Source organism: Planktotalea sp. (assembly GCF_049680325.1).
In the GTDB taxonomy this organism is placed as follows: domain Bacteria; phylum Pseudomonadota; class Alphaproteobacteria; order Rhodobacterales; family Rhodobacteraceae; genus Planktotalea.
On record NZ_JBAUHO010000256.1, the window covers coordinates 18386 to 27215 of the forward strand.

Annotated in this window: 11 protein-coding genes; 6 read left to right on the forward strand and 5 right to left on the reverse strand. The window is 55.0% G+C overall.

What is annotated here, in order from left to right; genetic code table 11:
- Positions 1 to 111: 111 nt before the first annotated feature.
- Complete coding sequence (locus tag WBC85_RS11685; protein ID WP_424437110.1) at positions 112 to 957, forward strand: TIGR00730 family Rossman fold protein; 846 nt, start codon at positions 112 to 114, stop codon at positions 955 to 957.
- Between the two features lie 62 nt (positions 958 to 1019).
- The gene (gene speB / locus WBC85_RS11690; RefSeq protein ID WP_424437113.1) at positions 1020 to 1991 is read left to right on the forward strand and encodes an agmatinase; all 972 of its coding nucleotides are present in this window, start codon (positions 1020 to 1022) and stop codon (positions 1989 to 1991) included.
- Between the two features lie 40 nt (positions 1992 to 2031).
- Here the strand turns inward: speB and WBC85_RS11695 are convergent, their stop codons facing one another.
- The gene (locus tag WBC85_RS11695; RefSeq protein ID WP_424437116.1) at positions 2032 to 2514 is read right to left on the reverse strand and encodes an N-acetyltransferase family protein; all 483 of its coding nucleotides are present in this window, start codon (positions 2512 to 2514) and stop codon (positions 2032 to 2034) included.
- 99 nt (positions 2515 to 2613) lie between these two features.
- Here WBC85_RS11695 and WBC85_RS11700 point away from each other — a divergent pair, with 99 nt between their 5' ends.
- The gene (locus WBC85_RS11700; RefSeq protein ID WP_424437119.1) at positions 2614 to 2958 is read left to right on the forward strand and encodes a DUF2794 domain-containing protein; all 345 of its coding nucleotides are present in this window, start codon (positions 2614 to 2616) and stop codon (positions 2956 to 2958) included.
- On the opposite strand, the gene WBC85_RS11705 is transcribed toward WBC85_RS11700, so the two are convergent.
- The 3 genes from WBC85_RS11705 to WBC85_RS11715 form a co-directional block, all read right to left on the reverse strand.
- Complete coding sequence (locus WBC85_RS11705) at positions 2955 to 3773, reverse strand: C40 family peptidase (protein WP_424437122.1); 819 nt, start codon at positions 3771 to 3773, stop codon at positions 2955 to 2957. The genes WBC85_RS11700 and WBC85_RS11705 overlap by 4 nt on opposite strands.
- Complete coding sequence (locus WBC85_RS11710; protein ID WP_424437125.1) at positions 3770 to 5155, reverse strand: leucyl aminopeptidase family protein; 1386 nt, start codon at positions 5153 to 5155, stop codon at positions 3770 to 3772. The genes WBC85_RS11705 and WBC85_RS11710 overlap by 4 nt, the downstream gene beginning before the upstream one ends.
- Before the next feature lie 102 nt (positions 5156 to 5257).
- Positions 5258 to 5638, reverse strand: coding sequence for a hypothetical protein (locus WBC85_RS11715; protein WP_424437128.1), 381 nt, complete (start codon positions 5636 to 5638; stop codon positions 5258 to 5260).
- 144 nt (positions 5639 to 5782) lie between these two features.
- Between WBC85_RS11715 and WBC85_RS11720 the strand changes: the two genes are divergently transcribed.
- The 3 genes from WBC85_RS11720 to WBC85_RS11730 all read left to right on the forward strand — a co-directional run bounded on the left by WBC85_RS11720 (position 5783) and on the right by WBC85_RS11730 (position 7798).
- On the forward strand, positions 5783 to 6433 hold the full coding sequence (locus tag WBC85_RS11720; RefSeq protein ID WP_424437131.1) for a carbonic anhydrase: 651 nt from the start codon (positions 5783 to 5785) through the stop codon (positions 6431 to 6433).
- A 74-nt stretch (positions 6434 to 6507) separates the two neighbouring features.
- Positions 6508 to 7482 carry a sodium-dependent bicarbonate transport family permease gene (locus tag WBC85_RS11725; RefSeq protein ID WP_424437134.1) on the forward strand — a complete coding sequence of 325 codons (975 nt, stop codon included), beginning with the start codon at positions 6508 to 6510 and terminating at the stop codon, positions 7480 to 7482.
- A gap of 4 nt (positions 7483 to 7486) precedes the next feature.
- A complete protein-coding gene (locus WBC85_RS11730; RefSeq protein ID WP_424437137.1) occupies positions 7487 to 7798 on the forward strand; it encodes a P-II family nitrogen regulator in 312 nt (103 codons plus the stop codon).
- Between the two features lie 56 nt (positions 7799 to 7854).
- On the opposite strand, the gene WBC85_RS11735 is transcribed toward WBC85_RS11730, so the two are convergent.
- Positions 7855 to 8830, reverse strand: a 976-nt coding sequence (locus WBC85_RS11735; protein WP_424437140.1) for an aspartate-semialdehyde dehydrogenase, incomplete at its 5' end; no start/stop codon positions are given.

Genomic DNA, 8830 nt, shown 5'->3' on the forward strand with positions numbered 1-8830 from the left:
AATTTGCGGCTTTAGACTACAAAGTGCGCTTTCGCGCAATCACGATCGTTACTGGTACGCCGCCCGTCAGCCAGTTAAACATAAGGAAACAGGATTTGTAGGATTTGAGTAATGAAAGACGAACGTAACAGCCCATTCCGCGACGCCGGAACCGATCGCAACGCTTCCGAGCATGTGCCAGACACGCCGCAAACGCGCGCGCCTGCCTATCGGCTCGCTTTTGCTGATGAAGAATTCCTGTGCCGCGACGAATTGCGCCCCGTCCGCCTGCAACTCGAACTGCTGAAACCCCAACTGGTCATGGACGAGCGCGGAATCGAAAGTACGATTGTGCTGTTCGGCGGCGCGCGCATTCCAGAGCCTGCAAAGAAAGATACGGCGCGTACGAAAACGCTGGCCGACTTGTCAAAGTACTACGATCAAGCCCGTGAGTTTTCGCGCCTGATGACCGAAAAGAGCATGGAAAGCTACGGGCGCGAAGATGTGATTGTCACCGGTGGTGGCCCTGGTGTTATGGAAGCTGGCAATCGCGGTGCGATGGATGCTGGCGGTGCCTCGATCGGGCTGAATATCGTTTTGCCACACGAACAGGCACCAAACGAATATGTCACCCCCGATCTGTGTTTCAATTTCCACTACTTCGCCATTCGCAAAATGCACTTCCTGATGCGCGCGAAGGCGATTTGCGTGTTTCCCGGCGGCTTTGGCACGCTGGATGAGACTTTCGAAGCGCTAACCCTGATCCAGACCGGCCGCATGCAGCGCGTCCCTGTTTTGTTATTTGGTCGCGCATTCTGGGAAAGCATTATCAACTGGGATGCCCTATCTGACGCGGGCACCATTTCTGCTGAAGATCTGGAACTGTTCCGTTTTGTAGAGACTGCAGAAGAAGCCATTCATGCTATTGAGAATTGGGATGGCGCGGGCGAGCGCCGCGGTGAAATTCCCGGGCGATAAAAACTCTTTGAAAGAGTTTTAACAAATTCCTTTCAAAGGAATTTGCAGTCAAAGGAGAACTTATGTCGGAAAACGGATATGAAACGGGGCGTTTGAACCTGCCCTTTGTAGGCATTTCGACTTTTGCGAAAAAGCCGTATGTGAGCGATTGGGACGCAATTGAAGCAGACGTCGCAGTCTTGGGTGCACCCTTTGATTTTGGCACGCAGTGGCGTCCCGGCGCGCGCTTTGGTCCCCGCGCGGTGCGTGAGGCATCGACGCTTTTCAGCTTCGGCCATGCAGGTGCCTACGATCACGAAGACGACGCGACCTATCTTGGGGGCGATGTGCGTATCGTGGACATTGGTGATGCGGATATCATTCATACCAAGACTACGGAAAGCCACGCCAATATTGAATTTGGCGTGCGCAAGATATTGGAAGCCGGAGCGCTGCCAGTCACAATTGGCGGGGATCATTCGATCAATATTCCCTGTATCAACGCATTTTCGGATGTATGTGAACGCGATGGTCCGATCCACGTTGTCCAGATCGACGCGCATCTGGATTTCGTCGATGAACGTCACGGTGTCACTGAAGGTCACGGCAACCCGATGCGCCGCGCAATCGAAAAACCATACGTCAGCGGCATGACCCAACTTGGCATTCGAAACGTCTCTTCAACGGCCAAAGAGGGCTATGATGATGCGCGCGCACGTGGTTCTGACATTCTTTCGGTTCGTCAGGTGCGCAAGCTTGGCGCGGAGGCGGTCGTTGCGCGTGTTCCCAAGGGTGCGCGCATTTATGTAACGATTGACATTGATGCCTTTTGCCCATCCATCGCCGCTGGAACCGGTACACCCAGCCATGGCGGGTTTCTCTACTACGATGTTCTGGAAATCCTGCAAGGGCTAGCCGCGCAGAATGAGGTTGTCGGCATTGATCTGGTGGAGGTTGCCCCCGCCTACGATCAAACTGAAAGCACGCAGATCCTGGCCGCGCAGCTACTGTTGAATTTTCTGGGATTCATCTTCCATGCCAAAGCAGAGCGCTGATGGCGCTGTCTGGATTTGAGTTTATTTAGCAAAATGAAGCCTAAAGCGTTTTGAACATGACCAAGGCATCGATCATCCCGTCGCGCGGATGATCGAATGCTTTTGGCAACCGGCCCACGGTGTCAAAACCGGCGCGCTGCCAAATGTCGATGGCGCGGGTATTGTTTGACAATACAAAGTTGAACTGCATCGCTTTGTAACCTGAAGATCTCGCGCGGTTTAGCGCATCTTCGAGCATTGCACGCGCGACGCCTTTTCCACCAGAGTTCGGCGCAGTGATGAAACCGCAATTGCACACATGCGCACCGCCGCCGCCCGCGTTGGTTTTTAGATAATAGGTTCCAAGCACTTCGCCAGAATCCGAGCATAGAAAGCTTCCGGCATCTGCGCTTGTCCAATAAGAAATTGCGTCGTCCTGGGAAATCTCCGGATCAATCGCATAGGTATCACCTGCACGGAAAACCGGTTCCAGCATCGACCAAAGGGTGGCGTAATCTGCAGCGGCGATCGGGGCAAAAATCATCCAGGTTACCTTTCCAGAAATAGATCGCCAAGTGAACGAATTCGGCGACATTTGTCTATAGCCCTTGATTTGCAAGATGAAGGGCGCAAATGTGAAGCCATGTCCGATCAATCACCCATTCCTTTGCATCCCAAACCTGCCCAAATGCAGGTTGCGTTTCACCGAACAGAGCTGGGGCCGATCCTGTCTTTGTACGGCCAGATGGTCGCAGCTGGTGAGTGGCGCGATTATGGAATTTCCTGCTTGAAGGATTTTGCGGTGTTTTCCGTGTTCAAACGCACCGCGGAGAACCCTTTGTATCGCATCGAGAAGCGACCAAAGCTGCGCAACAAGCAGGGACAATATTCGGTGGTTGGAACGGATGGCCAAATTCTGAAACGGGGCAATGATCTAAAGGCCGTGTTGCGTGTGCTTGAACGCAAACTTATCCGCGCGATTGATTAAAGCCGTGCGTGGCGCGTGACCTCGCCATCCCCCTGTGCCGCTATGCGCGCGCAGGCGACATCAAGCCCTTCCAAAACAACCGACATGGAATGCGCGTTTGCATGGATGAGCGTCTTGTTGTCCGCCAGCAAAGCGACGTGGCCTTTCCAGAAAAGCAAATCGCCCGCTTTTGGATTGCCTGTCGCATTGCGCCCCAAACTGCGTTCCTGCAAATCACTGTCGGCGGCGCACTCTATGCCACAGGCCATCAGCGCGGCCTGAACAAGGCCTGAACAATCAATCCCAAAGCGGCTGTTGCCGCCCCAAAGATAGGGCGTTCCCAGGAAGAGCCTCGCCACTTGCGCGGGGCTTCGCTCAACTTCATCAATCTTTGCGATATGCTGGCGGGGGACGTAGCCAATAGAAGTCTGGGCAAATCGCGCATACATTTCAATCACTGTAATCTTGCTACCAAAACTCAGGGGCATCACGTCCCGCGACTTGAAGTTGGCCTCTTCGTACACATGCGAAGATGGTGCCCTGATCCAGTGGGTCGGCTTTGTCGGCGCCTCTAGTTGCGAGCCGTGGATATACCCGCAATAGCCGTCCTTTTCCGCCTGCAAAAAGGCCCAACTCTCGCGTTCCTCAAGCACCAGGGCGCGCTCCCCCATCAGCAACTGGCGATCACGCGGGCCATTCGGCGCGCGCAAAAGGTCGGCAACAGGCACCGACACCTGACGCGCCGCCCCCGTAACATATTCATCGGCGGCAATGATGCCTCGCAGCGCTTCGCTTGCGACACGTCCGTTGGAAGGGGTTAATCGGGGATCGCTCACAGGTTTAGAATTTTCGGAAGGGCAGCCAGCAACGCACGGGTTGCTTGTCCGGCACCGCCTTTAGGGCGTGCTGGCGCTGCGCTGGGTTGCCAGCCATACATGTCAAAATGCAGATAGTTCGGCGTTTCAGTGACAAAGCGGCGCAAGAAAAGTGCGGCGGTGATTGATCCCGCGAAACCGCCTTTGGGCGCGTTATCCAGATCGGCAATGCCCGGTTCGATCATCGCCTCATAGGGTTCCCAAAACGGCATGCGCCATACCGGATCTTGAACAACGCATGCAGCGCTTTCCAAAGCAATCGCACTTGCATCACTTTGGGCATAGAATGGCGCAAGATCAGGGCCGACGGCAACGCGAGCCGCGCCCGTCAGAGTAGCCATCGAAATGATCGCATCGGGCTTTTCTTCATCCGCTAGCGCAAGCGCGTCGGCCAGCACCAACCTGCCTTCTGCGTCTGTATTGTTAATCTCAACGCTAAGGCCCTTGCGTGACATTAGAATATCCTGCGGGCGAAACGCGTCCGCGCTGACAGAGTTTTCAACGGCCGGAACAAGCACCCGGAGTTGCAAGGGGAGCTTAAGCGCCATTATCATATGAGCGAGGCCCAAGACGGCAGCGGCACCGCCCATGTCCTTTTTCATCAACCCCATGGAGCTGCCCGGCTTCAGGTTCAATCCGCCTGTGTCAAAACACACGCCCTTGCCCACCAAGGTCAGCTTTGGACCCGCATCACCCCAGCGCATGTCGATCAGCCGAGGCGCGCGGGACGCGGCGCGCCCAACGGCGTGGATCATCGGGAAGTTCTGTTTGAGCAGCGCGTCGCCCTCTATAACGCCAATGCTTGCGCCGCTTGTTTTGGCCAACGCGCGTGCTGCGTCTTCCAGATCAGGCGGCCCCATGTCTGATGCCGGCGTGTTGATTAAATCGCGCGTCAATGTTTCGCCTGCTGCGATGATCTCCTGCTTTTCGGCAATCACAGCGTCGGGGCATTTAAGGTCTGCGAGCGATCCGCTTTGCGCACAATAGCGATCGAATTTATAGCCGGCCAAAAGCCAGCCAAGCACTTCGGCGTTTAGCTCATCTTCATCCAGATCACTGACTAGATGATAGGTTTGGGCGGGCAATTGCGTCCGCGCTGCGCCAAGCGCGAAACGGTTTCGCGCGCGCGACGCAGCATCACCCAATCCGGCGAGGGCCGCAGCAATCTGACCGTCGCCCCCTGGTATCGCGAGCGCCGTGCCAAAGGACGCGGTAAAGCCCATTGCCTTTACCCAGTCCTGTACCTGTGGCGCTTGATTGCTCAACCACCCCTCGAGCGTGTCAGGCGACAATAGCGTCAGAGGAAGGCTAGGCGCATCTTGTGCGGCGAATTTGATTTGCATTGCGGGCACTCTATTCGTTTGCGGATAGCGCTAAGCTATCTGCTTCGCACTGCCCTGCAAGCCCCGAATGCGCCGCGCGCAAACTCTCGCCGCTGATGCCGCTTAAACCGTCACATCCTGCAAATCCCAGATAGCTGTCAGGGATTGATCCGAGCTACGTACAAGACGCGAGAAGGTCGCCCCCAAAGCAACCCAGTCACCTGAATCAATGCAATTTACCACATCCCCGGACACACGGGCCAACGTTTGCATCCCGATCTGATCTGCTATCGCAACGAGCGAATGGACCGTCTTGCGCAGTTCTTTCACAGAACCAGCGCGATAAAGCTTTTCGCTTTGCTTGATACGGATCGCCATTTCTTCCATCGCGCGGCACAGCACATCATCGGCACCATCTTCGCCCAGTTTGTTGTAAAGCACCTCAAGTCGCTCCGCATCCAGACGCACATGCTCGCTTGGCATAAGTGTTGTTAATTGTTCCACAGTCTCACCCCGAAATTCGCCCCCACGGCATCTGAGGTATTCCAGATTGTTATTCTCAAAAGGTTGATGCAGAGCACTCTTTTCTCTCGAAATTATTGTAAATTCAGCGTATCGGGGCACTAAGTATTCTGATTGGAGTTACCCATGAGCTACGCCAAGCCGCTTCCAAGCTATCTTGTTCAACGCTATCAAGGCTGGAAGGCAACGACCCATTCGGAAAACCGGGCATGGTACAAACGGCTTGCGACAGAAGGGCAGCGCCCGCGTGCGATGGTCATTTCCTGTTGCGATAGCCGCGTGCATGTGACGTCGATCTTTGGCGCGGATCAGGGCGAGTTCTTTATTCACCGCAACATTGCCAATCTCGTGCCTGCCTTCGCACCTGACGGCGATCACCACGGCACCTCCGCAGCGATCGAATATGCTGTGACGGCTTTAAAAGTGGCGCATGTCATCGTTCTGGGCCATTCAAATTGCGGCGGTGTTCAGGGTTGTTTGGATATGTGCACGGGCAAAGCACCTGAGCTTGAGAAAGCGACCAGCTTTGTCGGGCGCTGGATGGATATTTTGCGGCCCGGCTTTGAACGCGTAAGCGAAACGCATAGCGGTGAAGAAATGCCAACTGCCCTTGAAAAAGAGGCGGTCGTCGTATCGCTCGAAAATCTGATGACGTTTCCGTTTGTCAAAGAAGCCGTCGAGGAAGAAACGCTAACGCTTCACGGCCTCTGGACAGAGATCGGCGAAGGCACTTTGGAATGTTTCGACTCAAAAACCCGGGAATTTGTTTTGGTCTAACCTTTCAATTCCTTTCGGAAAACCCATCTTCAACCAACGTAGATGCGCAACAGTAGTCAAAGAAGAAGCGAGTCATGGACGTCTTTTCACTTGCCGCCGAAACGCTGGTCACCCCGATTGTCCTGTCCTTTGTTCTAGGCCTCTTCGCGGCGCTTGTTCGTTCCGATCTAAGCATTCCCGAAGCTGTCGCTAAAGGCATGTCGTTGTATCTGCTTTTTGCAATCGGTTTCAAAGGCGGCGTTAGCCTTGCCGATCACGGCATTGATCTGACGCTTGGATTAACGCTGATAGCCGGCATCGTTTTATCGGCAACCATCCCTTTGATTGCCTATGCAGTCCTGCGCATCCTCAGTAAACTCAGCGCCCTAGATGCCGCTGCTGTCGCGGGGCACTACGGGTCAATCTCTATCGTTACGTTTGTCGCGTCCACCTCTGTGCTGGAAAGCCAGGGCATTGTGTATGACGGCTATATGGTCGCCGTTGCTGCGGCCATGGAGGCCCCTGCGATCCTCTCGGCGTTGTGGCTGGTCACGCGCTCAAAGGGCGGCGGACAGATGGAGCCGGGGCTATGGCGGGAAATCATGCTGAATGGCTCGATTGTCCTGTTGATCGGTGCCTTTTTAATCGGAATGATTACCGGTGAAGAAGGACTGAAAGAAATCGCGCCGCTTGTTGTCGCGCCGTTCAAGGGTGTGCTTTGCCTCTTCCTGCTTGATATGGGGATTATTGCGGGGCGCGGCCTGCGCAACGGGCGCGGTGTTTTAGATGCGGGCGCGTTAGTGTTTGGCATCCTGATGCCGATGATCGGCGCGGTTCTAGGGCTGGCCATGGCAACGCTGCTGGGCTTGTCAGTTGGCAGCGCCTTGCTTTTGATGGTGCTTTGCGCGTCCGCCTCCTACATCGCGGTACCAGCGGCCATGCGCGTCGCCCTGCCCGAGGCGAACCCGTCTGTTTATCTCACGCTGTCGCTCGGCGTGACTTTCCCTTTCAACCTGACCCTTGGCATCCCGCTCTATCTTGCGCTTGCCACTGCCGTGATCGGAGGCTGATCCAATGCAAACCCACAAAGCCAAACGCGTTGAAATCACCATAGAAAAAATCATGTTGTCCCGCCTGACTGCTGCTATCGAAAAGGCAGATGTTTCGGGTTATTCGGTCCTGCCAGTTTTCGGCGGTTCAGGACGTTCAGGGCCATGGACACGCGAGGGAAGCATCGGACGCGGGGATGGCATGGTCCAGGTCATTTGCATCATTCGGCCAGAGCGGTTGGATGGGTTGCTTGATGCGGCCTTCTCGGTTGTAGAGCGCCACATCGGCGTCGTCAGCATCACGGATTGCGATGTGCTGCGCGCAGAGCGTTTTTAGGTCTTCGTGTCGGGCCACCAAAAACAGCCGCCCGACAAAAGTCTCGTTGTAAGGACTTAGCCCTTTTTCAGAACGCGGTTGCCAAGTGTTTCAGCAATCTGAACGGCGTTCAAAGCCGCGCCTTTGCGCAGGTTGTCAGATACGCACCAAAGATTAATACCATTATCAATCGTGCTGTCCTGACGGATGCGTGAAATGAAGGTCGCATAGTCGCCAACGCATTCGACCGGCGTCACGTAGCCACCGTTTTCGCGCTTGTCGATCACCATGATACCGGGCGCTTCACGCAGGATGTCGCGGGCTTCGTCTTCATCAAGGAAATCTTCGAATTCGATGTTGAGCGACTCGGAGTGACCGACGAAAACAGGAACCCGCACGCAGGTCGCCGTGACTTTGATTTTGGGATCGAGGATTTTCTTCGTTTCCGCGACCATCTTCCATTCTTCTTTGGTCTCGCCGCTATCCATGAACACGTCGATATGCGGGATCACGTTGAAGGCGATCTGCTTGGTGAACACTCTTGGTGGCTTGTCGTCGGTCGGATTGTAGATCGACTTGGTTTGATCCCACAGCTCGTCTGCGCCTGCTTTGCCTGCGCCGGAAACGGACTGGTACGTGCTGACGACGACACGCTTGATACGTGCGCGGTCATGCAAGGGCTTCAGTGCCACAACCATCTGCGCGGTCGAGCAGTTGGGATTCGCAATGATGTTTTTCTTGGAATAGCCGTGAATCGCTTCCGGGTTCACTTCTGGAACGATCAAAGGCACATCGACATCATAGCGATACAGCGATGAATTATCGATTACGATACAGCCAGCTTTGGCCGCAACCGGTGCATATTTCTTGGTCGCTTCGGAGCCAACGGCGAACAACGCCATGTCCCATCCCGTGAAGTCAAACGTATCCAAGTCTTTCGTCTTCAATGTTTTATCGCCAAAGCTAACTTCCGTGCCCAGAGATTTACGGCTGGCCAACACGGCAAGTTCATCGACTGGGAACGCGCGTTCCGCCAGGATGTTCAACATTTCA